The sequence below is a fragment of the Halorubrum sp. 2020YC2 genome (assembly GCF_018623055.1).
In the GTDB taxonomy this organism is placed as follows: domain Archaea; phylum Halobacteriota; class Halobacteria; order Halobacteriales; family Haloferacaceae; genus Halorubrum.
The window spans coordinates 1,419,194-1,441,092 of record NZ_CP076019.1 but is presented as its reverse complement, the minus strand read 5'-3'; the positions used below and the strand labels follow the sequence as shown (position 1 = coordinate 1,441,092).

Below are 21,899 nucleotides of genomic sequence, written 5' to 3'. Positions count from 1 at the left end.
TAGCTGAGACGCACCCCAAAATCGCATGAGATGTGATTAAATCTGCTAAGAATATACCTCCATCCTCATCTGAACCAGAATTATCCGAATATTCCCCGCTATAATGTCCCGGGGATAGGTAGTCTTGTGACCGGTTTCGGAAGCGGCTGAAGGTGGTATGGGGTTGGCGCAGAGTTATTTGATTTTTTATGTTATGTGTGAAGCGCTTGATTCCCATACCGACGGTGGAAACTGAGTCCGAAACGAGCGGTACACGTCGGAACGTTGGGGGCGCTCAGTTTGGAGTGATCCCTTGTTTTTGTTTTGTTCGAATCGATGAGATTCTACGACCCTCCGTCAGATGGTCTGCCAATATTAGTATTCAACAATATCAGTTACTGTTTGTGTTTAGTTCACAAAGATGTACTGCGGAAACCCACGACTTCTGTCCCAAGTCACTCACAGAAAGAATATTTAGCAAGGTAACAGACACTCGCCCATGCATCTTCTCTGCGTCGATGACGAGGCAGATTTCTTAGATCTCACAGCCACGTATTTACAACGGAACCTCCCTACAGCGACAATTCATACTGCGACTCGTGTCGCCGACGCGCGCGAAATCATCGAAACCGAGCCGATTGTGTGTGTGGTGAGTGATTATGAAATGCCGGAGCAGAATGGGCTTGAGTTCCTCCACACGGTTCGTGAAACCCACTCGGACCTACCGTTTATTCTCTTTACTGGGAAGGGCTCAGAAGAAATCGCCAGCGAAGCCATCTCTGCCGGTGTGACTGATTATCTACAGAAACGAGGCCCAGAACAGTACGATCGACTCGCCACACGCATCCGCCACGCAGTTGCTGAGTACCAAACGAAACGTGACCTGCGAGAACGCGTGAAGGAACTCACTGCGATTCAAACAATCAGCGATGTCCTTGTCGACAGTGACGGTCAGTCAGAAGGACAGCTCCAACAAGTTGTCACACATCTTCCACAGTCGCTACAGTTTCCTGAGGAAGCCGTAGCGTCGCTCACCATCGATGAAACTGAGTTCACCTCTCCGGAGTACGAACCACCGGTCGAACAGTTCACAGTCCACGATGTGACCACCGCCGGCAACGAAGTTACGCTGACAATTGGTTACACGACTAACGCTTTGACTGAGGCGGACAGCGATGTGTTTCTCCCGGAAGAAAAGGAATTGCTTACCACCATTCTACAGCTCGTCACAGCGTACCTTGATCGGCGACACGTACTCTCGGATCTACAAGAGCAGACCGTCGTCTCAACCTCATCCTCAAAAATACGACCGCGGTGATGTATCTGAAAGATACAGAGGGGCGGTACGTGTTTGTGAATGCTGAATATGAGCGCTTGTTCGACGTCGATACGGAGGACCTCGTCGGTCAGTATGATGAGGACATCCACCCACCCGAAGTAGCAGAGACTGTCCAAGCGAACGATCTCCGTGTGCTTGAGACAGGCGAACCACTTGAAGTTGAAGAGCAGATTACGGTGGATGGTAACGACCGGACGTATCTCTCATTGAAAGTCCCGGTGTTGGATACTGCTGGCGAAGCCGAGGGTGTGTTCGGCGTGTCCACGGAGATTACTGAACGCAAAAACGAGAACAACAACTCGAAGGGCTCAATCGGGCCATTCCGCGGCTATTGGCAGCAGAGACGGTCGAAGAAGTCGCTGAACGTGGCGTTATTGCCGCACGCGAGATTTTAGACCTCCAAGCAAACGCAATTATCTGTACGATGCGGAAAGCGAAACATTGGCTCCGGTTGCGTACACTGATGGTGTTCTAGAGCTCATCGGCGAGCCGCCGACATTCAGCAAGGGGAGAGCATCGCCTGGCGGGTCTTCGAAGACGGAACTGCGACAGCGGTTTGATGATGTACAGAGTGATTCAGATATCTATAACCCAGAATCACCGATCCGCAGCGAGTTACATCTCCCACTGGGTGAGTACGGGATTTGATGGCCGGATCACCGACCCCCTCAAATTTCGATACCCAAGATGTGACTGTCGGAGAGATACTGGCCAGTCACATTACCACTGCGCTCTCTCAGGTCACCACCGAACAGACGTTACGTGAGCGAGAATCTGAATTAGAAGCGCAAACGAGCGACTCGAACAGTTCGCCAGTATGGTCTCACACGATCTCCGAAACCCGTTGTCTGTTGCGACCGGAAACCTCGAGTTATACCGAGAGACCGAGGATAAATCACACCTTGAGACGGTCGAAACGTCTCTCACTCGAATCCAAGACCTTGTAACCGACCTTACTACACTCGCACGTCATGACACTCCTGCGGAAACACACGAGCCGGTGTCGGTACATGAGATAGCCCGCGATGCGTGGGAGTTGACCGAGACGCGGTCAGCAACGCTGTCGACGGAACCGTGTACAGTGACCGGCGACCCCAGTCAGTTCATGGCACTCTTCGAGAATTTGTTCCGGAATGCGGTCGGACACGGTGGTGAAGCCGTCACCGTTCGCGTCGGTCCACTCGAACACGGCTTCTATGTCGAAGATACCGGTGAGGGAATTCCACCTGAAGAACGTGATTCCGTGTTTGATCATGGCTACACAACCGGTACAGCGGAAGCGGGGTCGGACTCACGATTGTCTCACGTATCGCCCAAGCTCACAACTGGGATATCACCCTCACGGACAGTTCGGAAGGCGGTGCGCGATTTGAATTCCGATCAACAGATTCGAGCTAGTTCTGTTTCGTACAGCCGCACTTAGGTTCTGAACCAGCTGAATTCCACGAGATAGTTTTCCGGAGTGAACAGTTCGACAGACCTAATATCAGAATCTCGTTTCGGAGATCAGTAGTATTTCAAATCATGAATACGAAAGCTGGTAATATGTATGATCTCACTGGCTTTCAGCGCGACTTACTGTACGTAATCGCCGGCCTTGATGATCCGCACGGGCTCGCAATCAAGGACGAACTTGAGAACTACTACGAAAAGGAGATCCACCATGGTCGTCTCTATCCAAATCTCGACACGCTGGTTGAGAAGGGACTTGTCGAGAAAAGTCAACGCGATAGACGGACCAACGAGTACACTACCACACGACGGGGGGCTAGAGAGATTCAGGCGCGAGCTGAATGGGAAAGTGAGTACATCGACCACAGCGCCTGATCAAGTCGCCACAGTCGAGGACCTGAATCCGAACTGCCTCTTCTGAAACAGGAAGCTTTCTCTGAAGGCACAATAGCCTACTGAAAGACGATCTACTCCATCTCTTTTGATTGTAGCGGACTCACGAATCACTCAACACAGGGTACTCACTCATCGATCGGTACCGTAGATTATGCTTCGAGTTTGTCTGTTACCGTTTCGAAGAGACGGTCTGTCCACGCTGGGAAGACGAGAGCAGCGAGGGTTCCAACGATGACACCAGCAACAATTCCCTGTGTGATATCTTGGAGAACTGTCGTTCCGAGTGCCGCACCGAACGTCACTCCAACTAGTATTGCGAAAACGACCCGTCCTCCCCTAGTGTCGTCGGAATCCTCAGACATCTGTCTCGGAGAATCTCCGAGAGGCAAAAATAACCCGGGGCAGCGTCGCATGGTCTAAATTGTATAATAGATCTTGGAAATACGAGCACAAGAAGCTGTTCCCGGAGAACATCGGCCCGTCGACCGGCGAGATGGGGACGTCGATGTTCTGGGCGGGGAAAAACAGGCTGTTCCGGGAGACGCTCGGGAAGATCGAGGGGTGGCTCGCGGACGAGGGGTACGTCGGTAGCATCGACATCAACTGCATCGTCAACGAGTCGGGCATCTACCCGCTGGAGTTCACGCCGCGGTTCGGCTATCCGACCATCGCCCTCCAAGAGGAGTCGATCGAGTCGTCGACGGCCGAGTTCTTCTTCGACCTCGCGCACGGGAACAATCCAGATCTTGCGGTCCACGGCGGCTACCAGATCGCCGTCAGAGTCGTCCTCCCGCCGTTCCCGTTCGACGACGAGGAGACGTACGACGAGAACTCGCGGAACGCGGCGGTGGTCTTCGAGACGGAGAGTCGCGAGGGGATCCACCTAGAGGACACGAAGCGGGTGGACGGCCAGTGGCGCGTCGCCGGCGAGAGCGGGATGCCGATCGTCGTTACCGGGAAAGGCGAGACGATGGGCGCGGCGCGCGAGCAGGCGTACGACCGGATCGACGACGTCGTGATGCCGAACATGTACTACCGCGACGACATCGGCGAGCGCTGGGTCGACGGCGACGGCGACCGGCTTCAGGCGTGGGGGTACCTCGGACCGTGTCGAGCTCGGGAGTGGGTGAATTACCGTGACGGGGCAGCAGTTTATAAGCTGAGATTAGATATTGTCATCGGATTTTTATATGGGATCGAAGAGTCTGCGGTGGACGCTTCCAAAGCCCCCAGCCGCTCGCTTATAAATAGACGCTGGCAGATCGGCGGTGAACACTTCCAAAGCCCCAGTCGCGAGGACTCGCGCGGCTTGCTGCGCGCCTCGCTCAGTCGCTCGCGTTGCTCGCTCCTTCGCTGCGGTGCTTGCTACGCCGTGCTTCGTCCTCGCGACTGCTTTGAGTCCCACCCCGCACAGCAACCGCACCTCACACCTCCCCAGCCTCGTCGGCCTCCCTACGGTCGGCCGACTCCCTCGCGCGTGCGACTCGCGCCCTTCGGGCGCTCGTCGGCACGCAGGGAGGCGCGACGCGCCTCTTGCAGCCGGCGGCAGAGCCGCCGGCGACGCCACCGCAATAGTTTCTCAATTCACGGACGCTCCCCTCCACGACTTTTTAACCGTCCGGGTCCACCACTCGCGGTATGCCGAAGTACTCGACGGGCGGCGGCGGCGGCGGCGACGACGGCGACGCGTGCGAGCTCTGTGGCCGCGAGACCACGGACCTGCGAAAGGCGACGGTCGCCGGCGCGAAGCTGCTCGTGTGTTCCGACTGCCGTCCCCACGACGACGCCGGGAACGCCCCGAGCGACCGGGGCGGACCGAGCGGCGGAGTTCGGGCGGCAGCCCGGGCGGCGCCGGCGCCGACTCGGGGGCGACCGAGAGCCGGAACAAGGAGATCGCCCGCAAGCAGGCGAAGATGTACGACTCCGCGACCGGCGACTCGAAGCGCTGGGAGGAGGAGGGGACGAGCTACGAGGCGGACCGCCTCCCGTACCTCGTCTCGGGCTACGGCGACCTCGTGACCGAGGCGCGTCAGGACGCCGGGCTGACGGTCGAAGAGGTCGCCGCGGAGCTGGACGCCGACGAGGACGACCTCCTCGCGGTCGAGGACGGGCGGGCCGCGACCGCCGGCGTCGGCGGCTCCGTGGTGCGCGCGCTCGAAGAGCGGTTCGGGATCGACCTCGTCGACGAGTAATTCCGCCGGTGTCACGAACGCCCTCCACTTCTCGTCGCCGCGCGCTGGCGCTGGCGGCGGGCGGAACGCTCGGAACGCTCGCCGGCTGCCTCGGGTCGTTTGGTCCGTTCGGTGACGACGGAAACGACGGCTCCGACGACGAGTTCGTCGACACGACCGATACCCCGGAGCCGGAGTACGGCCACTGGTTCGACGCCGACAGCGGCTACGCCGGGACGGTCGACCGGCGCGGGGACGACCGAGTCACGATCGCGGTCGGCGCCGGCAACGGGCTCCGGCTCGACCCGGCGGCGGTGTGGGTCGACTACGACACGACGGTCCGCTGGGAGTGGACCGGCGAGGCCGGCGTCCACGACGTGGTGACGTACGACGGTCCCGCGGCGATCGAGTCGAAACTCGTCGACGGGGCGGACCACGAGTACGCGGTCACCGTGAGCGAGGCCGACGAGGGGGTCACCCGGTACTCCTGTCGCCCGCATCAGGGCGTCGGCGAACGCGGGGCGATCGTCGTCGGCCCGGACGTCGAGTCGTACGTCACGGAGTACGACACGACGCCCGTCGATTACGGCGACTGGTTCGCGGAGACCCCGAACGCCTCGACGACGGCGAACCCGCTCCGGAGGGACGCGGTCACCGTCCGGGTCGGCGGTCCCGGAGGGTACGACCCGGAGGCCGAGGAGTGGGACACCGCCCCCGTCTACGAGACGCCGGCACTTCGCGTGACCCCCGGGACGACGGTCAGGTGGCGCTGGGTCCCCGGCGCGGGCGAACACAGCGTCACCGCCGAGGACGGCTCGTTCGAGAGCGACCTCGTCGCCGTCGAGGCCGCCGAGTCCCCCGAAGATCAGGAGGACGAACACGTCTTCGAGCACTCCTTCTCGGAGCCGGGGATTCACCGGTACGCCTGCGAGCGCCACCGCGAGAACGGGATGCGCGGTGCGGTCGTCGTCGAGCCGTCTCGGCACTGACCGAGACCGCGTATTCGTCCGTCCGGCGGCCGAGCCGAAACGACCAATTCCCCGGCGGGCGATCCACCGGTAATGAAGGCCATCAAGGACAGCGTCCACGGCCACGTCCGGCTCGGCGACGTCGCCGCCGAGCTGGTCGACACGCCGGCGTTCCAGCGGCTGCGACACATCAAACAGCTGTCCACGGTCCGGCTCGTCTACCCCTCCGCGAACCACACCCGGTTCGAGCACAGCCTCGGCGTCTACCACCTCGCGCGCAGCGCGATAGACGGGCTCGGCGTCGACGACGACACCGCCGCGCACGTCCGCGCCGCGGCGATGCTCCACGACGTGGGCCACGGCCCGTACGGCCACCAGACCGAGGGAATCATCCGGCGCGCGACCGGCCGCGACCACGACGACGTGCGGTGGCTCCTCACCGACGGGGACCGCGAAGTCTGTCAGGTCCTCGAACGGAACGGCTTAGACCCCGAGCGCGTCGCCGCCCTGATCGACGGCGAGGGGGCCTTGGGGCCGCTCGTCTCGGGCGAACTCGACGTGGACCGCATGGACTACCTCGTGCGCGACGCCCACCACACCGGCGTCCCGTACGGCACGGTCGACACCGGCCGGCTCGTCACCGAACTCCGGCTGGTCGGCGGCGACGGGTCCGGGAAGTCCGCCGACCTCGTCTTGGACGAGGGGAACGTCGCCACCGCCGAGAGCCTGCTCGTCGCGCGCTCGCTGATGAACGCCGTCGTCTACCGCCACCACGTCTCCCGGGTCGCCGGCGCGATGCTGGAGCGCGCCTGCGAGCGGTACCTCGACCGCACGGAGACGGACGTCGAGGCGTTCCGCCGGATGGCGGACCACGACCTCCTCGTCGAGCTCCGCGACCGCGTCCCGGCGCTGGGCGAGCGCATCGAGCGCCGCGACCTCTACAAGCGGGCGGTCTGGGCCGAACTCGACGAGGTGCCCGCGGGGACGGTCGACGCGGGCCGCGCCGAGGAGCGGGCCGCCGAGCGCGAGATTGCCGAGGCCGTCGGGGTCGACCGCGACGCGGTGGTCGTCGACATCCCCTCGCGCCCGGCGCTCAAGGAGTCCGGCTCCGCCGTCGTCGTCGACGGCGTCCCCCAGCGACTGGAGGACGCCTCGGAGCTGGTGACCGGGCTCCGCGCCGCCGAGCGCCGCCGCTGGACGCTCGGGGTCTACTGTCCGGCCGAGCACGTCGACGCCGTCTCGACGGCGGCGCGAGAGGTTCTGGGGCTGCGCGCGACCGACCGAGCCGCCGTCTGAGCCGCGGTCGGGTTCCCGACCGCCGCGCGTCGACGCCGCCTCACTCCCCGTCCGGTCCGGGGACCGTCAACACGGGGCGGTCCGCGTTCAACACGAGCGCCTGCGTGGTGCTGCCGAAGACGGCTTTCCCCGCCGGACTCCGCTTGCGGCCGGACACGCAGATCGCGTCGGCGTCGACGTCCTCCGCGGCCGCGAGCAGCTCGTCGCCGGGGTCGCCGCTCGCCTCGTAGTGGACGCAGTCGACGCCGGCGTCTTCGAGGACCTCGCGGGCGCGCCGCACCGTTCCCAGCTGGTGGACCGACGCGCCCTGCGGGTTGTCCCGGAAGACGTGACAGAGGTGCGCGGTCACGTCGCCGTCGGCGCCCGGGAGGTCGACGACCGCTTCGGCCTGTGCGACCGCCCGCGGTTCGTCGTCGAGTCCGATACCGAGGAGCACGTCGTACATACGCGGCGGTTCGCGCGGCCGGGGTATAAATCGTGCTGCGGGTTCGCGGTCGGCGGCAGCGGCTCCGGGAGCGGTTCCCCGACCCCGCGGCGGCCGACACTCACAGCCTTTTATCCCGTGCCGCCGAAGGCGAACGCATGATCACGGTCAAGGACACCGTCCACGACCACATCGAGATCGACGGGGTCGCCGCCGACCTCGTCGACACCCCCGCCGTCCAGCGGCTCCGTCACGTGAAACAGCTCGGGACGGTCCAGCTGGTCTACCCCTCCGCGAACCACACCCGGTTCGAGCACAGCCTCGGCGTCTACCACCTCGCGAGCCGCGCGCTCGACCACCTCGGAATCGAGGGGAAGCGAGCCGACCGCATCGAGGCGGCGGCGATGCTCCACGACGTCGGGCACGGCCCGTTCAGCCACAACCTCGAATCGCTCACCCACCGCCGGACCGGGAAGTACCACGACGACGTGGGCGGGCTGCTCGCGACGGGCGCGGTCGGTGAGGTGCTGCGGAACCACGACCTTGACCCGGACCGGATCGCCGCCATCGTCGCCGGCGAGGGGGCGTACGCCGGACTCGTCTCGGGCGAACTCGACGTGGACCGCATGGACTACCTCGTGCGCGACGCCTACCACACCGGCGTCCCGTACGGCACCATCGACACCGAGCGGTTCGTCCGGGAGCTGACGTTCGTCGAGCGCGACGGGCTCGCGGACGGCGACGAGGCGGCTCGCGACGGAACGGCCCGCGACGGCCCGGAGCTCGTCTTAGACGAGGGGAACGTCCAGACCGCGGAGAGCCTGCTCTTAGCCCGGGCGCTGATGAACCCGGTCGTCTACACCCACCACGTCGCGCGCATTTCGAAGGCGATGCTGCGCCGGGCCGCGAGCGAGCTGCTCGACGCCACCGCGACGACCGCGGCGGAGCTCCGGCGGATGGACGACCACGACTTCCTCGCCGCGATCCGCGACTGCCGCGAGACGGCGGAGCTCTCCCGCCGGTACGACGAGCGCGACCTCTACAAGCTGGCGGTGTGGGCCGAGTACGACGACGTCCCCGACCGCGTCCACGAGGCGGACCACGCCGCGGAGACCGCGCTCGAACGCGAGATAGCCGCGGAGGCGGGCGTCGCCCGCGACCACATAATCTTAGACGCGCCCCCGGAGCCGTCGATGCGCGAGTCGACCGCGCGCGTCACCGTCAACGGCGAGATCCGGCGGTTGGAGCGGCAGTCGCCGCTGGTCTCAGCGCTCCGGACCGCCCAGCGGAACCAGTGGCGGCTCGGCGTGTACGCCCCCGAACCGGCGGCCGACCGCGTCGGCCGCGCGGCAGCCGACGTGCTCGGGCTCGACCCAGACGGCCTCGTGACCGAGGTGCGCGGCGCGATGCCGACGACGCTCGACGAGTTCTGACCGACCCGCGCCGACGCCTGAGACGGCGCCTCACGCCGCCGTAACCGATAAGTCGGCGGTCGCCAACGTCGCCCCGTGAACGACGCGCACCGCGAGAACCGCCGCCTCTGGAACCGGTGGAGCGACGCGTTTCAGGCCCGCTGGAACGCGGACACCGCGACGGACGCGCCGCCCGTCCCGTCGCCGTTCGACCTCGACGCCGACGGTCCCGACCCGGAGCGGCTGGTCCCCGCGATGGGGGACGCGGCGGTCGTCGAGCTCGGTTGCGGCGGCGGGCAGGGAGCCGTCGGCACCGCGCTGGCGGGCGCCGACCGCGTCGTCGTCGTCGACCTCTCCCGGGAACAGCTCCGACACGCTCGACGTCTCAGAGACCACTACGGCGCCGACGCGACGTTCCTCCACGGCGACGTGGCGGCGCTCCCGCTCGCCGCCGACGCGTTCGACGTCGCCTTCTCCGAGTGGGCGTACCAGCACGTCGCCGACCTCGACGCCGCCCTCCGCGAGGCGCGCCGCGCGCTCCGCGACGGGGCGACGTTCCTGCTGTCGGTGCCGCACCCGTTCGGCGAGCTTATCGACGGCGAGACCGGCGAACTCGACGGCCGGTACCACGACGACCCGCGGCGACGGATCGCGATCGACGACGCCTACGACGCCGAGATGGTCGTCTTCGACCGCTCGGTCGGTGAACTCCACCGCGCGCTGTCGGACGCCGGCTTCGCCGTCGACGCGGTCGTCGAGCCGGACCCGATAGAGCACTCGCCGAACGTCGACTGCGGGCCGGCCGCGGCGGTCCCGCGAGACCTCCGGCTGTGGGCTACGGCGGCGTGAGCGCCGCTGAAACGCGCTCTCGGTGCGGAGCGGTGGATCGGCGTCGCCCCGTTCCCGTGACGTTTTAACCTCGGCCGGCGAGCCTCCGGTATGCAACTCGAAGGGACCATCCTGGTCGGTCCCGACTTCGAGCCGGTCGAGGGACGGGTCGTCGTCGCGGACGGCGAGATCGCCCGGGTAGAAGAGCGCGAGACGGACAGCGACGACGTGATCCTCCCCGCGTTCGTCAACGCTCACACCCACATCGGCGACTCCATCGCCAAGGAGGCGGGCGAGGGGCTCTCGCTCGACGAGCTTGTCGCCCCCCCGGACGGGCTGAAACACCGTCTCCTGCGGTCGGCCTCCCACGAGGAGAAGGTGGCCGCGATGGCGCGCACCCTGCGGTACATGGAGTCGACGGGGACCGGAACCTTCCTCGAGTTCCGCGAGGGCGGCGTCGACGGCGTCGCCGCGCTCCGCGACGCGCTCGCTGGCGAGGGTGTCGAGTTTGACGGGCGCGCGGTCGAGTCGGTCGTCTTCGGCCGCGACGACCCCGACGTGCTCTCGGTCGCGGACGGGTACGGCGCCTCCGGCGCCCGCGACGCCGACTTCGACGCGGTCCGGACGGAGACGCGCGAGGCCGGCAAGCTGTTCGGGATCCACGCGGGCGAGCGCGACGCGGACGACATCAACCCCGCGATGGACCTCGACCCTGACTTCCTCGTCCACATGGTCCACGCCGAAGAGATCCACCTCGACCGCGTCGCGGACCGAGAGACGCCGATCGTCGTCTGCCCGCGGTCGAACCTCGTGACGAATGTCGGCGTCCCGCCGATCCGCGAGCTGACGGAGCGGACGACCGTCGCGCTCGGCACCGACAACGTGATGACCGACTCGCCGTCGATGTTCCGAGAGATGGAGTTCGCGGCGAAGCTCTCCGATCTCCCCGCCCGGGAGATCCTCCGGATGGCGACGCTAAACGGCGCGGAGATCGCCGGGCTGAACCGCGGCGTGGTCCGGAAGGGCGCCGACGCCGACCTGCTCGTGCTCGACGGGGACTCCGACAACCTCGCCGGCGCGCGCGACCTCGTCCGCGCGGTCGTCAGGCGCGCCGGTCACGCAGACGTCTCGCGGGTCGTGATCGGCGGCGAGACCGTCGTCCCCCGCGGCGAGTGAGTCGCCTGCCGTCCCTTCCGCCGCGCCCTGTCACGGTCTCTTCCGCCGGCGACCCCCGCCAGCGACTCCCGTCGCCCCTTCCGCCGGCGACGGAGTGAAGCCCCTTCCGGCCGTGTGATCCGGTAATGACGACGCTCTCGCTGCTTGCCGGCCTCGCGCTCGGGCCGGTCGTCGGACTCGTCGCGACGCTCGCGATGGACGTAGCCATGGCGCGGCTCCCGGAGGGGGAGACGGCGCCGAGGGTCGCCGCGGGCGTGCTCACGGACGCCCCCGTCGACGACGCGCCCGAGCGGCTGGCGACGTGGGTCCACTACGTCGCCGGGGGCGGCTCCGGGCTGTTGTTCGTCGGTCTCGTCGCCGCGACCGGGCGGCTCCTCGGGACCGGCACGCTCCTCACCGTCGCCGTCGCGGGCGTCGCGCTGTTCGCGCTGATGGTCGGCTTCTTCGCGCTCGTCCCGCTGCCGCGCGCGTCCGGCCTCCCCGGCCAGCGGCTCGGCCCGATCCGGCGCGACTGGGCCGTCTCCGCGGCGACGTACGTCGCGGTCGCCGCCGTCGTCGTCGCGGTCGCGGCGGGGAGCTAACTCCCACCCGCGGTCGCCGCGCCGGCGCCTTCGCGCCGGGAGAGAAACGGTTTAGTCGCTGGCTCCGGCCCGTTCAGATATGCACGCCATCACTCGATCCGGGTGGATCGAGGTCATCTCCGGGTCGATGTTCTCCGGCAAGACGGAGGAGCTGCTCCGGCGCCTCCGCCGGTCCGAAATCGCCGGCCAGTCGGTCGCCGTCTACACGCCCGCGATCGACGACCGCTACGGCGAGGCGACGATCGGCAGCCACACCGGCCGGCAGTGGGAGGCGACCGTCGTCGACAACGAGGGCGAGGGCCCGCTCGACATCCTCGACGACGACCCCGCCGAGGTCGTCGCGGTCGACGAGGCGAACTTCTTCTCGAACGCGCTCATCGAGGTCTGTAACGCCCTCGCGGACCGCGGCAGCCGGGTGATCGTCTCGGGCACGGACCAGACGTTCCGCGGCGAGCCGTTCGAGCCGCTCCCGCAGCTGATGGCGACCGCCGAGTACGTCGACAAGCTCCAAGCCATCTGCTCGGTCTGTGGCGAACCCGCCTCCCGGAACCAGCGGCTCATCGAGGGGGAGCCGGCCCACGTCGACGACCCGACGATCCTCGTCGGCGCCGAGGAGTCCTACGAGGCACGGTGTCGCGACTGCCACGTCCTGTTGACCGGCGACCGGCCCGAGGAGCGACCGTTCGAAAGCGCCGAGGCGGACTCCGCGAACGACTGACACGGCCCCGCGGACCGTCCCTCGTGGGCCGCCCTCACTCGGCCCGGCTCGTCACCCGGTACGCCCACAGGTGACCGTTCCCGTCCGGCAGGTCGATCGGCCGGTAGGTCCGGACCAGCGCGGTCCCGTCCGCGAGCGCGAGCCGCTCGTCCTCCACCGGACGTCGCTCCGCGACTATCGTCTCGATCCGTTCGACGAACCCCTCCGGATCGACGAACTCCTCGCTCAGTTCGACCGCGAGTTCCTCGCAGTCGCGGCCGACGGCGCTCTCCGGGTCCCCCTCGACGCCGAACAACTCGTACAGCCGCTCGTTCGCCTGAATAACGCAGCGGTCCGCGTCCTCGACGAGTATCCCCACCGGGAGGGCGTCGAGCGCGGACGACAGCACGGCGTTCGTCCGCTCGATCGCGCGTTTCCGGGCCTCCGCTTCGGTGACGTCCTCGAACTGCGAGAAGACGCCGATCACCGCCCCCTCGGCGTCGGTCACCACCTGGTTGTGCCACGCGCAGCGGATCCGCTCGCCGTCGCTCCGGACGTTCTCGTTGACGCTCTGGTAGCCGCCCTTGTCGGAGAGCAGGTCGCGTTCGAGCGCCGCCACGTGTCGATACTCCGACTCGGGGACGAACGGGACCCACGACCCGCCGAGCAGTTCCGACTCGTCGTAGCCGAGGATATCCTCGGCAGCGGGGTTCACCCGGACGATCCGGTACGCGTCGTCGATCCGTCCGAGGTACGTCGCGGTCAGGTCGAGGAAGGCGTCGTCGTCGACGTGAAGGACGCGGATCGTCGGTGCGTCGTCCGACCTGAGGTCCGCGGGAAGCCCCTCCATGCGGCAGGATACCTAGACGCGACAAATACACGTTCGGGTCCCCCCGGTCGGTTCGGCGGGTGGTTCGCCGGACTACTCTGCGTCGCCGGCCGGGTCGTCGTCGGCGGTCATCCAGTCGTCGTCGGCCGGGTCGTCGTCGGCGGTCGCGAGCCGGAACAGCCCGACCAGCGCGCCCGCCGCGACCAGCGTCCCCTCGAGTTTTGCGGCCGCGTACACCCAGTCCCGCGGCTCCGCCTCGCCGGCGTTCCGGTAGAGCGCGCGCGTCCAGAGCGCGACGGCGCGCCGCGGCGCGACGGCTTCGAGCAGTCCGCCGATTCCGGCCACTAACAGCAGTAGCGGTTTCATACCCGTCTTTCGGCGGGGGCCCTCAAAAGCGGACCGGGGACCGACGTCGCCGGTCGGGAGGACCCCGGCTCACGACCCGTCCACCGGCTCGGCGGCGTCGAGGTAGCGCCGGCAGGTCGCGGCCGCCCACTCGCGGACCGGCGGCGCGTCCGTCCACAGCAGCGCCGCGACCCCGTCGCCGTCGACCGACCCGACGGCGGCGCGGTCGTCCGCAAGGACCACCGCTACCGGCGACTCGCCGGCGTGGCGGTACGCGTCGACGCCGCGGTCCGCGAGCGCGCGCCGGACGACCGCCCCGGTCGCTCCGGAGAGCCGGTCGCTCGCGGCGTCGGTGAACACGACCCGGACCTCCCCCGGGACGGCCGCGTCCCCCGCGGGGCCGCCCCCGTCCGCCCCGGTCGCGGACGGCGACAGGGCCGCGTTCAGTCGGCGCGCGAGGTCGGCGTCAAACCGCGGGACGACGGCGACGACGCTGTCGGCCCGACCGACGATTTCAGCGAGCCGTTCCGCGGGGGCCGAGGCGTCGCTCCCGGCCACATCGTCGCCCTCGGACCCGCTCCCGGCTTCGACGACCTCGATCCGGCCGTCGAGGTCCGCGAGGTCGGCGCCGACCGCGGTCGCGACGAGCGACCGGAGGGCCGCGGCAGGCGACGACGGAGCGTCGTCGGTCACGCGTCCCGCCCGTCCGCGGCGGTCGATTCGACGTCGGCCGAGCCGGAGCCGCCGTCTTCCCACCGCTCCGCCGGCTCCGGACGCGGCGGGTACGACTGGCGGCCGCCGGTCGACTTCCGCGCGAGCAGCCGGGCCGTGGCGCGCTCGCGGCCGTCGGGCCGCTCCGTCGTCGTCTCGTCGTAGTAGCGCACGCTCAGCCCGAGTCCGGCGCGGAGCAGTTCGTTCGCCGCGAATCGATAGCGGTCGCCGCTCGGTCCCGAGCCCGCGGGCGGCGCCGACCGGAGGTGTCCCTCCACGAAGAGGTACCCGCCGGGCGCGAGCGCCGCGATCAGGTCCGCGAACCGGTCGAGCGCGTGGAAGTAGCTCATCGCGATCAGGTCGTACGTCTCCGCCGGGAAGCCGTACGTCGAGACGTCGCCCCGAACCGTCTCGATCCGGTCTCCGATCCCGCGTTCCGCGGCGCGCTCGCGCACGATACGGAGTCCTTCCGCCGAGGCGTCGAGCGCGTCGACGTCGCGGCCGCGGTCCGCGAGGAACACCGCGTTGCGGCCGGTCCCGGCGGCGACGTCGAGCGCGCGGCCGTCGGGCAGCGACGGCTCGTAGGCGCGGAACACGGGGGACGGCTCCGGCGCGCGCGGGTACTCGCCCGACGCGAACCGCTCGTCCCAGTCGGTGTCGGTCACGGTCGGCCTTCGGCGCGGCGCGGCGTAAACCTCAGGGGCGCCTCGCACGGAACGGGAGGCATGGACGAGACGACCGCTCCCGCCGAGCGCCTGAACGCGCTCCTCGGGGACCGCGACGAGACGCTCGCGACCGCGGAGTCGCTCACCGGCGGGCTGGTCGGGTCGCGGGTGACTGACGTGCCGGGCGCGAGCGCCTACTTCGACCGGGGGTTCGTGACGTACACGTACGACGCCAAGCGCGAGCTGCTCGGCGTCTCCCGCGAGTCGCTCGACGCCCACGGCGCCGTGAGCGAGCCGGTGGTCCGCGAGATGGCGGCCGGCGCGCGCGACCGGGCGGACGCGGACTGGGCGGTCGCGACGACCGGGATCGCGGGGCCGACCGGCGGCACCGACGAGAAGCCGGTCGGACTCGTCTGGTTCGGGGTCGCGCACGCCGCGCCGTGGGGCACCGAGGAGTCGTTCGTTCGGACCGAGCGCGCGGTCCTCGACGGCGACCGCGACGCGGTGAAGCGAGGGGCCGCCGAGCGCGCGCTCGACGCGCTCGTCCGGGCTATCGAGGACGTCGAAGACTGAGCGAGCGGGAATCGGGCCGCGAGACCCGATCTACCACGTGCGTTTATCAGGTGACGACGCGTATCGCCGGTATGATAGAGCGCGTACTCGTCGCGATGGACGGCTCAGACCTCTCCGAGCGCGCGCTCCGGTACGCGCTCGACGGGCATCCGGACGCCGAGATCACCGTCCTGAACGTCGTCGGCGGGGCGTCACCGATGATGGGGCAGGCGGTGGGGATCGCGCTGTCGGACGACGGCGAGGAGGGGATCCGCGAGGCCGCCGAGCCGGTGTTCGAGCGGGCGCGCGAGATCGCCGCCGAGTACGACGCGGAGGTCGAGACGATCGTGGAGGCGGGGCGGCCAGCGCGCCAGATCATCGACCACGCCGAGGAGTTCGACGTGGTCGTGTTGGGCACCCACAGCGGGTCGCTCGCGGACCGGCTGCTCGTCGGTAACGTCGCCAAGACGGTGTTTCAGCGGTCGCCGGTGCCGGTGACGGTCGTTCGGTGAGGCTCGCTCCCGGCCGACCGCTCGCGGGTCGACGCCGTCAGTCGATGTATGCGTTCCCGACGACCGCGACGAGCAGCGCGGCGATCACGATCCACGTGAGCGGCTCGACCGCGAGGAGCCGGAGCGGCCGCGCGGCCGACTCGTCGAAGCCGAAGAGCGCGCCCCCGGCGAGCGCGACCGCCAGCACGAGCGCGCCGACGATTCCTGCCGCGCCGAGCAGCGCGCGGTCCGACGAGTCCATGCCCGACGTGGGGGTCGAGACTACTTAAGAAATTTCCGCGGAGCCGCGCCGGCGGAGCGGTGCGAAGCCAGGGCAGGGATTTGAACCCCGGAAGTCTCGATTACAAGTCGAGTGCATGAACCGCCCATGCTCCCCTGGCGCGTGCGGCCGTACTCGGTCCTCCTATGAGTGCGTGTCGCTTTCCGCGAACCCGGCCGGGGTCAGCCGCTTTCGGCCGCGGATTCGGCGTCACCGTTCCGGCCGTCGTCGGTCTCGCCGTCGATCGACTTCGTCAGTTCGACGCGGTGGCTCTCGTAGCCGTGCGCCGCGTAGAACGCCCGGGCGCGGTCGTTGTCGGCCAGCGCCTCCAGCGCCACGCGGTCCGCGCCCGCCTCGTCGAGCGCGCGCTCGGCCGCGTCGAGCAGCGCCGCGCCGATCCCCTCCCCGCGACGCTCCGGCGTCACGAAGAGGTTGCTGACGGTCCCGCGGACGGCGTCGCGCTCGTAGTCGCCGCGTTCGAGCGAGAAGCCGACGAAGCCGACGACGTCGGTCTCGTCGCCTGACCCCGCCGCGGCCGCCGCGTCGCGCGCGACAAGGATATCTCCCGTGACGACCGACTGCGCGGCCCACTCGCGGACGGTCGCGCGGTTCGCCTCGGCGCGGAGCGTGGAGCCGTGCTCGCGCTGGCCCGCCGCGAGCGCCACCCACATCTCGGTGACGGCGTCGACGTCGTCGGCGGTCGCCGGCTCGATCCGGGTGTCCGTCTCGGCCATGCGGCCGCCTTCGACTCGCGGCGTGTTGAGGCTGCCGGCCGGCGAGTCCGGGACCCGGCGGCGGCTCAGATCTCGCGGCAGTTCGGGCAGACCGCCTGCCCGTTGGCGGTGACGAGGTCGGGGACGAGCGCGCCGCAGTTCTCGCAGACGCCCTGCGTCGAGGCCCCGCTCGGCGCCTCCGCGACCGGGTCGACGCCGCCGTCGGTCCCCGCCGGCTCGTCGCGCGGCTCGCCCGCGACGCGCTCCGTCGTCGCCGGGTCCATCGTCGCCCCGGCGCCCCGTTCGGCGTCGGAGTCCGCGGCGGCGGCCGCCGAGACCACCGCCTCGTCCGGCCGCCCCTCGCCGGTCGCGCTCCCGTCACCGAACCCGTCGGTCCCGGTCCGCGGGGCGCCGGCGGCGAGCACGTCGCCGTCCGTGACGACCCCGACCGCCTCGCCGTCGTCGACGGCGACGACCCGGTCCGCCCCCTCCGCGACGAGGCGCTCCTCGACGGCCGTCAGGGAGTCGTTCGGGGACGCCGTCGGCAGCGGCGGTCCCATCGCGTCGCCGACGGTGCGGTCGTCGACGTTCGTCTCTGATCTCGAGCCGTCGTCGGATCCGGTGGCGTCCAGCAGCGCGTCGAGCGCGTCGCGGGACCCCAAGCGCCCGACAGGCTCGCCGCCGCGCACGACGACGAGGCAGTTCGTCTCCTCCTCGACCAGCAGCGCGGCCGCGTCCGAGAGCGAGTCCGACTCGCTGACGCCGAGGAACTCGCGGTGCATCACGTCACGAACCGTGGTGTCTGTTCGCATACCTCCCGAATTCGCTCCGACCGGCTAAAAGGTGCCCCCGGTAGCGTTTTACCGGCGCCCGCCGTATTCTCGCGATCGGTTCTCACGTGAGGTGGTACCGAACCGCTCGCGGTCGACGAGGCGTCCCCCGCGCAGCCTCCGTGCGCCTTCCGCGCGCCTCGACCGCGACGATGAAAAGGGAGCGTTCAAACCGTCCGGCGTTCGAACGCCGGTATGGCTATTCCCTCGTTCGTGATCGGGATCGCGGGGGGGACGGGCGCCGGGAAGACGACCGTCTCCCGGCTCGTCACCCGCGACCTCGGTGACAGCGTCACGCGGATCCCCCTGGACAACTACTACGAGGACCTCTCGCACCTCGACTTCGAGGAGCGGCAGGAGGTCAACTACGACCACCCCTCGGCGTTCGAGTGGGAGCTGCTCCGCGAGCACCTCGAAGCGCTGCTGGAAGGCCAGTCCGTCGAGATGCCCCAGTACGACTTCGAGATCCACAACCGGGAAGCCGAGCGCGTCACCGTCGAGCCGACCGACGTCATCGTGCTGGAGGGCATCCTCGCGCTGTACGACGAGGACATAAACGACATGATGGACCTCCGGCTGTTCGTCGAGACGGACGCCGACGTGCGCATTCTGCGCCGTATCCGTCGGGACGTGATCGAGCGCGGCCGCGACCTCGAAGGCGTCATCGACCAGTACCTCTCGACGGTGAAACCGATGCACGAGCAGTTCATCGAGCCCTCGAAGAAACACGCCGACGTGATCATCCCGGAAGGCGCCAACAGCGTCGCGGTGAACCTCCTCGAAGAGAAGCTTCGCGCCGAGGTCGAGGGCGAAGCGGTCCGGAGCTGGGAGCGCGGCAGCCTCGAACAGGAACTGGGCGAGAAGCGCTCGCTCGACGTCGACGGCGACGATTGAATCGGCCTTCTCACGGCGGTAGAAACGCGGGTACGACTAATTATCCCCATCGCGTACGTCCTGCCATGATCCGAGCGATCATCGGCGTCCTCGGCGCGCTCACGGTGCTGGTCCCGGACCGGATCGTCGCCGCCTTCGAGCGCATCGCCGTCGAGAACCCGGACGAGGTCGAACCGAGACGCGGAACGCGGCCGGCGCTTCGGGCCGAAGGCGCGGTCGTCGTCGCGCTCGCCCTGATCGGCGGCCGGGCCTACGCTCGGGCGATGTACGTTACCGGCGCCTTCGGGACTGTCCTGCTCGTCGCTCCGCGGGCGTACCGCGCCATCGCGCCGCGGCTCCTCTACGGGGACCCGGACGCCGTCGAGTGGAGGCCGGAATTCGATACGTTCCTCCGGCTCGTCGGCGCAGCGTACGTGCTGTTGGGAGTCCGGGAGATTCGGCGGGACCGCGAATCAGAGTGACCCCGTCGACCGCCGGCTATCGCCGCCGGCTCGCCACGCGCTCCTCGGCCGTCTCGGCGCTGACGAGTTCGTAGAGAGTCGCCCGTCCGCCGTCCTCCTTCGGCCGGAGGACGCGCCCGAGCCGCTGGGTGAACTCGCGCTCGCTGCCCGACCCGGAGAGGAGGACCGCGACGTTGGCGTCAGGCACGTCGACCCCCTCGTCTAAGACGTTCGCGGCGACCACCCGCCCGTAGGTGCCGTCGCGGAAGCGTTCGAGGATCTCGCGCCGCTCCTTCGCGCCCGTCTCGGCGGTGATCGCTGGCAGGAGGAAGCGCTCGGAGAGGCGGTAGACGAGGTCGGTGTGGGCCGTGAACACGATCACGCGGTCGTCGCGGTGCCGGTCGAGGATCTCCGCGAGCCGGTCGACCTTCCGCTCTGCGTTCATCATTATCTCGCGGGCGTCCTGCTTCGCGAGGAGGGCCTCGCGGGCGGCCGGGTCGTTGCCCGAGCGCTTGACGAGTTCCTGGTAGTCGCTCCCGCTCGTGAACGTGATCCCCGCGTCGCGGACGTACTCGACGAACGTGCCCTGCTTCTCGTCGTAGCGCTCACGCTCCGCGTCGGTCAGCTCCACCTCGATCCGCCGGATGTCGTAGGGCGCGAGGTGGTCGCCCGCGAGGTCGTCCACGTCGAGCGCGTACACGCGGTCGCCCACCAGCTCCGCGACCGCCTCGTGGGCGCCGTCCGGGCGCTCGAAGGTGGCGGTGAGTCCGAGCCGCGCGGGCGCGGCGAGGAGGCGCGCGGCGTCGCGGTACCCCTCGCCGCCGAGGTGGTGGACCTCGTCGAAGACGACGAACCCGAACGCGTCGCCCACGCCGTCCGCCTTCAGGTACGCCGAGTCGTACGTCGACACCGTGATCGCCTCCCGGCGCTGCTCGCCCCCGCCGAACCGGCCGATCGGGACGTCGAACTCGCGTTCCAGCTCCCGCTGCCATTGGTCGAGCAGGTCGACCGTGGGGACGACGACGAGCGTCGGGACGCCCAACTCGACCATCGCGCGGATCGCGATCACGGTCTTGCCGGCGCCCGTCGGCAGTTCGATCACGCCGCGGTCGCCGGCGTCGCGCCACGCGTCGAGCGCCTCGCGCTGGTACTCGCGGAGGTCGTAGTCGGTGGCGAGCGCGTCCGGCAGCCCGGCCGCCTCGGCGGCGCGGTCGCTCGCCGCGAGCACCCGGTCGTCGACGGAGACGCCGGCCACCCGAAGCGCGCGCCGGAGTTCGGCGTAGCGGTGCGCGGGCGCGCGACCGGTCCCGGTCCGGGGATCGGTCTCGACCCCGGGCAGCGGCGGGAGCGCGTCGGCCGCGAGGTCGGCGTCCGCGTCGACCCGGACCGTCCCGTCCTCGTAGGTCACCCGGACGTCCATCGGCCGGAGTTGCCGACCGACTTACAAAGTCCCACCGCCTCGGTCCGCCATGCGCGCGGCCGAACTCGACCCGGACCTCGCCGCGGCGATAGCCGAGATCGAGTCGCTGGGACCCCCGGCGTGGAGCGATCTCTCCGTCGACGCCGCCCGCCGCCTCGAAGACGATCTGTTCTCCGGGCCGCCCGAACCCCCGGTTGCCGAGACCCGCGACCTCGCGTTCGACGGCCCCCACGGCGAGGTGCCGGTGCGGGTGTATCGGCCCGAAAACGCCGTCGAAGCCTCGGTAGATTCCCGCGCCCTCGTCCACCTCCACGGCGGCGGATGGACGCTCGGCACGCTCGACTCGGTCGACGGGATCTGCCGCGAGCTCGCGGTCCGCGCCGACGCCGTCGTCGTCTCCGTCGACTACCGGCTCGCCCCCGAACACCCGTTCCCGGTCGCGGTCGACGAGGCGGCCGCGGCGGTCGAGTGGGTGACGGAAACTGCGGGCGCGCTCGGCGTCGACCCCGACCGGATCGGCGTCTCCGGCACCAGCGCCGGCGGCGCGCTCGCGGTCGCGACCGCGCTCCGCGCCCGGGAGTTCGACGACCTCCTCGCGCCCGCCGGGCAGTTCCTGCTCTATCCGATCGCCGGTCACGACTTCGAGACGGACTCCTACCGGGAGAACGCGGACGGGCCGCTGCTCACCCGCGCCGACATGCGGTGGTTCTACGAGCGGTATCTGAGAAGTCGGGTCGACGCCGCGAACCCCTACGCGGTCCCGCTCCGGGCGCGGGACTTAGGCGATTTGTCGCCCGCGACGGTCGTCACCGCCGGGTTCGACCCCCTGCGCGACGACGGCGTCGCGCTCGCGGAGCGGTTCGAGCGCGAGGGAACTCCGGTCGAACACCGTCACTACCCGGCGATGGCGCACGGGTTCTGTAGCCTCGCGGACCGCGTCTCGACCGCGGAGGCGGCGCTGGAGGCGGTCGCGGCCGACGCGCGGGACCGATTATAAATACAGAGGAAGA

Annotated in this window: 25 protein-coding genes, 1 tRNA gene and 3 pseudogenes; 18 read left to right on the top strand and 11 right to left on the bottom strand. The window is 68.7% G+C overall.

Features of this window, described 5'->3' with window-relative positions:
• The first annotated feature begins 478 nt into the window (after nt 1-478).
• The 4 genes and pseudogenes from KI388_RS15285 (at nt 479) to KI388_RS07110 (ending at nt 3,145) form a co-directional block, all read left to right on the top strand.
• Nucleotides 479-1,297, top strand: coding sequence for a response regulator (locus KI388_RS15285; RefSeq protein WP_251133229.1), 819 nt, complete (start codon nt 479-481; stop codon nt 1,295-1,297).
• Nucleotides 1,297-1,713 carry a PAS domain-containing protein gene (locus KI388_RS15280; RefSeq protein WP_251133228.1) on the top strand — a complete coding sequence of 139 codons (417 nt, stop codon included), beginning with the start codon at nt 1,297-1,299 and terminating at the stop codon, nt 1,711-1,713. Before KI388_RS15285 ends, KI388_RS15280 begins: the two co-directional genes overlap by 1 nt.
• Nucleotides 1,714-2,135: 422 nt before the next feature.
• A pseudogene (locus KI388_RS15275) lies at nt 2,136-2,716 on the top strand (HAMP domain-containing sensor histidine kinase).
• A 147-nt stretch (nt 2,717-2,863) separates the two neighbouring features.
• The gene (locus KI388_RS07110; protein WP_142986996.1) at nt 2,864-3,145 is read left to right on the top strand and encodes a helix-turn-helix transcriptional regulator; all 282 of its coding nucleotides are present in this window, start codon (nt 2,864-2,866) and stop codon (nt 3,143-3,145) included.
• Between the two features lie 170 nt (nt 3,146-3,315).
• Here the strand turns inward: KI388_RS07110 and KI388_RS07105 are convergent, their stop codons facing one another.
• Nucleotides 3,316-3,528, bottom strand: coding sequence for a hypothetical protein (locus KI388_RS07105; RefSeq protein ID WP_142986901.1), 213 nt, complete (start codon nt 3,526-3,528; stop codon nt 3,316-3,318).
• 71 nt (nt 3,529-3,599) lie between these two features.
• Here KI388_RS07105 and KI388_RS07100 point away from each other — a divergent pair.
• The 4 genes and pseudogenes from KI388_RS07100 to KI388_RS07085 all read left to right on the top strand — a co-directional run.
• A pseudogene (locus tag KI388_RS07100) lies at nt 3,600-4,274 on the top strand (phosphoribosylamine--glycine ligase); the annotation flags it as partial.
• A gap of 530 nt (nt 4,275-4,804) precedes the next feature.
• Nucleotides 4,805-5,358 (top strand): annotated as a pseudogene (locus tag KI388_RS07095) (transcriptional regulator).
• Between the two features lie 8 nt (nt 5,359-5,366).
• Nucleotides 5,367-6,326, top strand: coding sequence for a plastocyanin/azurin family copper-binding protein (locus tag KI388_RS07090; protein ID WP_215088636.1), 960 nt, complete (start codon nt 5,367-5,369; stop codon nt 6,324-6,326).
• A gap of 72 nt (nt 6,327-6,398) precedes the next feature.
• On the top strand, nt 6,399-7,601 hold the full coding sequence (locus tag KI388_RS07085; RefSeq protein WP_215088635.1) for an HD domain-containing protein: 1,203 nt from the start codon (nt 6,399-6,401) through the stop codon (nt 7,599-7,601).
• A gap of 40 nt (nt 7,602-7,641) precedes the next feature.
• Here KI388_RS07085 and KI388_RS07080 read toward each other — a convergent pair whose 3' ends face one another.
• Nucleotides 7,642-8,046: a universal stress protein gene (locus KI388_RS07080; protein ID WP_215088634.1), complete on the bottom strand. Its 405-nt coding sequence runs from the start codon at nt 8,044-8,046 to the stop codon at nt 7,642-7,644.
• Between the two features lie 137 nt (nt 8,047-8,183).
• Between KI388_RS07080 and KI388_RS07075 the strand changes: the two genes are divergently transcribed.
• From KI388_RS07075 to KI388_RS07055, 5 genes are all read left to right on the top strand, one after another.
• Nucleotides 8,184-9,458 carry an HD domain-containing protein gene (locus tag KI388_RS07075; RefSeq protein WP_215088633.1) on the top strand — a complete coding sequence of 425 codons (1,275 nt, stop codon included), beginning with the start codon at nt 8,184-8,186 and terminating at the stop codon, nt 9,456-9,458.
• Between the two features lie 75 nt (nt 9,459-9,533).
• Nucleotides 9,534-10,286: a class I SAM-dependent methyltransferase gene (locus tag KI388_RS07070; protein ID WP_215088632.1), complete on the top strand. Its 753-nt coding sequence runs from the start codon at nt 9,534-9,536 to the stop codon at nt 10,284-10,286.
• Nucleotides 10,287-10,376: 90 nt separating this feature from the next.
• Entirely contained in the window at nt 10,377-11,441 is a 1,065-nt protein-coding gene (locus tag KI388_RS07065) for an amidohydrolase family protein (protein WP_215088631.1), read from the top strand.
• 125 nt (nt 11,442-11,566) lie between these two features.
• Nucleotides 11,567-12,022, top strand: a complete 456-nt coding sequence (locus KI388_RS07060; RefSeq protein ID WP_215088630.1) for a hypothetical protein — start codon at nt 11,567-11,569, stop codon at nt 12,020-12,022.
• Between the two features lie 79 nt (nt 12,023-12,101).
• The gene (locus KI388_RS07055) at nt 12,102-12,740 is read left to right on the top strand and encodes a thymidine kinase (protein WP_215088629.1); all 639 of its coding nucleotides are present in this window, start codon (nt 12,102-12,104) and stop codon (nt 12,738-12,740) included.
• Between the two features lie 34 nt (nt 12,741-12,774).
• Here KI388_RS07055 and KI388_RS07050 read toward each other — a convergent pair whose 3' ends face one another.
• From KI388_RS07050 to KI388_RS07035, 4 genes are all read right to left on the bottom strand, one after another.
• The gene (locus tag KI388_RS07050; RefSeq protein WP_215088628.1) at nt 12,775-13,569 is read right to left on the bottom strand and encodes a PAS domain-containing protein; all 795 of its coding nucleotides are present in this window, start codon (nt 13,567-13,569) and stop codon (nt 12,775-12,777) included.
• A 72-nt stretch (nt 13,570-13,641) separates the two neighbouring features.
• The gene (locus KI388_RS07045; RefSeq protein WP_215088627.1) at nt 13,642-13,914 is read right to left on the bottom strand and encodes a hypothetical protein; all 273 of its coding nucleotides are present in this window, start codon (nt 13,912-13,914) and stop codon (nt 13,642-13,644) included.
• A gap of 69 nt (nt 13,915-13,983) precedes the next feature.
• Nucleotides 13,984-14,586: a hypothetical protein gene (locus tag KI388_RS07040; RefSeq protein ID WP_215088626.1), complete on the bottom strand. Its 603-nt coding sequence runs from the start codon at nt 14,584-14,586 to the stop codon at nt 13,984-13,986.
• On the bottom strand, nt 14,583-15,269 hold the full coding sequence (locus KI388_RS07035) for a class I SAM-dependent methyltransferase (RefSeq protein ID WP_215088625.1): 687 nt from the start codon (nt 15,267-15,269) through the stop codon (nt 14,583-14,585). The genes KI388_RS07040 and KI388_RS07035 overlap by 4 nt, the downstream gene beginning before the upstream one ends.
• 60 nt (nt 15,270-15,329) lie before the next feature.
• On the opposite strand from KI388_RS07035, the gene KI388_RS07030 reads away from it, so the two are divergent.
• Complete coding sequence (locus tag KI388_RS07030) at nt 15,330-15,842, top strand: CinA family protein (protein WP_215088624.1); 513 nt, start codon at nt 15,330-15,332, stop codon at nt 15,840-15,842.
• 71 nt (nt 15,843-15,913) lie between these two features.
• A complete protein-coding gene (locus tag KI388_RS07025; RefSeq protein WP_215088623.1) occupies nt 15,914-16,333 on the top strand; it encodes a universal stress protein in 420 nt (139 codons plus the stop codon).
• Nucleotides 16,334-16,370: 37 nt separating this feature from the next.
• On the opposite strand, the gene KI388_RS07020 is transcribed toward KI388_RS07025, so the two are convergent.
• From KI388_RS07020 to KI388_RS07005, 4 genes are all read right to left on the bottom strand, one after another.
• A complete protein-coding gene (locus KI388_RS07020) occupies nt 16,371-16,574 on the bottom strand; it encodes a hypothetical protein (RefSeq protein ID WP_215088622.1) in 204 nt (67 codons plus the stop codon).
• Between the two features lie 65 nt (nt 16,575-16,639).
• Nucleotides 16,640-16,713: transfer RNA gene (locus tag KI388_RS07015), tRNA-Thr, on the bottom strand.
• Between the two features lie 61 nt (nt 16,714-16,774).
• Entirely contained in the window at nt 16,775-17,326 is a 552-nt protein-coding gene (locus KI388_RS07010; RefSeq protein WP_215088621.1) for a GNAT family N-acetyltransferase, read from the bottom strand.
• Between the two features lie 65 nt (nt 17,327-17,391).
• A complete protein-coding gene (locus tag KI388_RS07005; protein WP_215088620.1) occupies nt 17,392-18,117 on the bottom strand; it encodes a CBS domain-containing protein in 726 nt (241 codons plus the stop codon).
• A 213-nt stretch (nt 18,118-18,330) separates the two neighbouring features.
• On the opposite strand from KI388_RS07005, the gene udk reads away from it, so the two are divergent.
• Both udk and KI388_RS06995 read left to right on the top strand, forming a co-directional pair.
• Nucleotides 18,331-19,029, top strand: a complete 699-nt coding sequence (gene udk, locus KI388_RS07000; RefSeq protein WP_215088619.1) for a uridine kinase — start codon at nt 18,331-18,333, stop codon at nt 19,027-19,029.
• 65 nt (nt 19,030-19,094) lie between these two features.
• A complete protein-coding gene (locus tag KI388_RS06995) occupies nt 19,095-19,490 on the top strand; it encodes a hypothetical protein (protein ID WP_215088618.1) in 396 nt (131 codons plus the stop codon).
• A 16-nt stretch (nt 19,491-19,506) separates the two neighbouring features.
• Here KI388_RS06995 and KI388_RS06990 read toward each other — a convergent pair whose 3' ends face one another.
• Entirely contained in the window at nt 19,507-20,889 is a 1,383-nt protein-coding gene (locus KI388_RS06990; RefSeq protein WP_215088617.1) for a DEAD/DEAH box helicase family protein, read from the bottom strand.
• A gap of 49 nt (nt 20,890-20,938) precedes the next feature.
• Between KI388_RS06990 and KI388_RS06985 the strand changes: the two genes are divergently transcribed.
• Complete coding sequence (locus KI388_RS06985) at nt 20,939-21,886, top strand: alpha/beta hydrolase (RefSeq protein WP_215088616.1); 948 nt, start codon at nt 20,939-20,941, stop codon at nt 21,884-21,886.
• Nucleotides 21,887-21,899: the final 13 nt, after the last annotated feature.

Coding starts and splice junctions, on each gene's coding strand:
- KI388_RS07055 (WP_215088629.1), top strand. CDS start 12,102: ATGCACGCCATCACTCGATCCGGGTGGATCGAGGTCATCTCCGGGTCG.
- KI388_RS07080 (WP_215088634.1), bottom strand. CDS start 8,046: ATGTACGACGTGCTCCTCGGTATCGGACTCGACGACGAACCGCGGGCG.
- KI388_RS06995 (WP_215088618.1), top strand. CDS start 19,095: ATGATCCGAGCGATCATCGGCGTCCTCGGCGCGCTCACGGTGCTGGTC.
- KI388_RS07065 (WP_215088631.1), top strand. CDS start 10,377: ATGCAACTCGAAGGGACCATCCTGGTCGGTCCCGACTTCGAGCCGGTC.
- KI388_RS07075 (WP_215088633.1), top strand. CDS start 8,184: ATGATCACGGTCAAGGACACCGTCCACGACCACATCGAGATCGACGGG.
- KI388_RS06985 (WP_215088616.1), top strand. CDS start 20,939: ATGCGCGCGGCCGAACTCGACCCGGACCTCGCCGCGGCGATAGCCGAG.
- KI388_RS07025 (WP_215088623.1), top strand. CDS start 15,914: ATGATAGAGCGCGTACTCGTCGCGATGGACGGCTCAGACCTCTCCGAG.
- KI388_RS07060 (WP_215088630.1), top strand. CDS start 11,567: ATGACGACGCTCTCGCTGCTTGCCGGCCTCGCGCTCGGGCCGGTCGTC.
- KI388_RS07105 (WP_142986901.1), bottom strand. CDS start 3,528: ATGTCTGAGGATTCCGACGACACTAGGGGAGGACGGGTCGTTTTCGCA.
- KI388_RS15280 (WP_251133228.1), top strand. CDS start 1,297: ATGTATCTGAAAGATACAGAGGGGCGGTACGTGTTTGTGAATGCTGAA.
- KI388_RS07050 (WP_215088628.1), bottom strand. CDS start 13,569: ATGGAGGGGCTTCCCGCGGACCTCAGGTCGGACGACGCACCGACGATC.
- udk (WP_215088619.1), top strand. CDS start 18,331: ATGGCTATTCCCTCGTTCGTGATCGGGATCGCGGGGGGGACGGGCGCC.
- KI388_RS07030 (WP_215088624.1), top strand. CDS start 15,330: ATGGACGAGACGACCGCTCCCGCCGAGCGCCTGAACGCGCTCCTCGGG.
- KI388_RS07110 (WP_142986996.1), top strand. CDS start 2,864: ATGTATGATCTCACTGGCTTTCAGCGCGACTTACTGTACGTAATCGCC.
- KI388_RS07010 (WP_215088621.1), bottom strand. CDS start 17,326: ATGGCCGAGACGGACACCCGGATCGAGCCGGCGACCGCCGACGACGTC.
- KI388_RS07085 (WP_215088635.1), top strand. CDS start 6,399: ATGAAGGCCATCAAGGACAGCGTCCACGGCCACGTCCGGCTCGGCGAC.
- KI388_RS07005 (WP_215088620.1), bottom strand. CDS start 18,117: ATGCGAACAGACACCACGGTTCGTGACGTGATGCACCGCGAGTTCCTC.
- KI388_RS07020 (WP_215088622.1), bottom strand. CDS start 16,574: ATGGACTCGTCGGACCGCGCGCTGCTCGGCGCGGCAGGAATCGTCGGC.
- KI388_RS07045 (WP_215088627.1), bottom strand. CDS start 13,914: ATGAAACCGCTACTGCTGTTAGTGGCCGGAATCGGCGGACTGCTCGAA.
- KI388_RS06990 (WP_215088617.1), bottom strand. CDS start 20,889: ATGGACGTCCGGGTGACCTACGAGGACGGGACGGTCCGGGTCGACGCG.
- KI388_RS15285 (WP_251133229.1), top strand. CDS start 479: ATGCATCTTCTCTGCGTCGATGACGAGGCAGATTTCTTAGATCTCACA.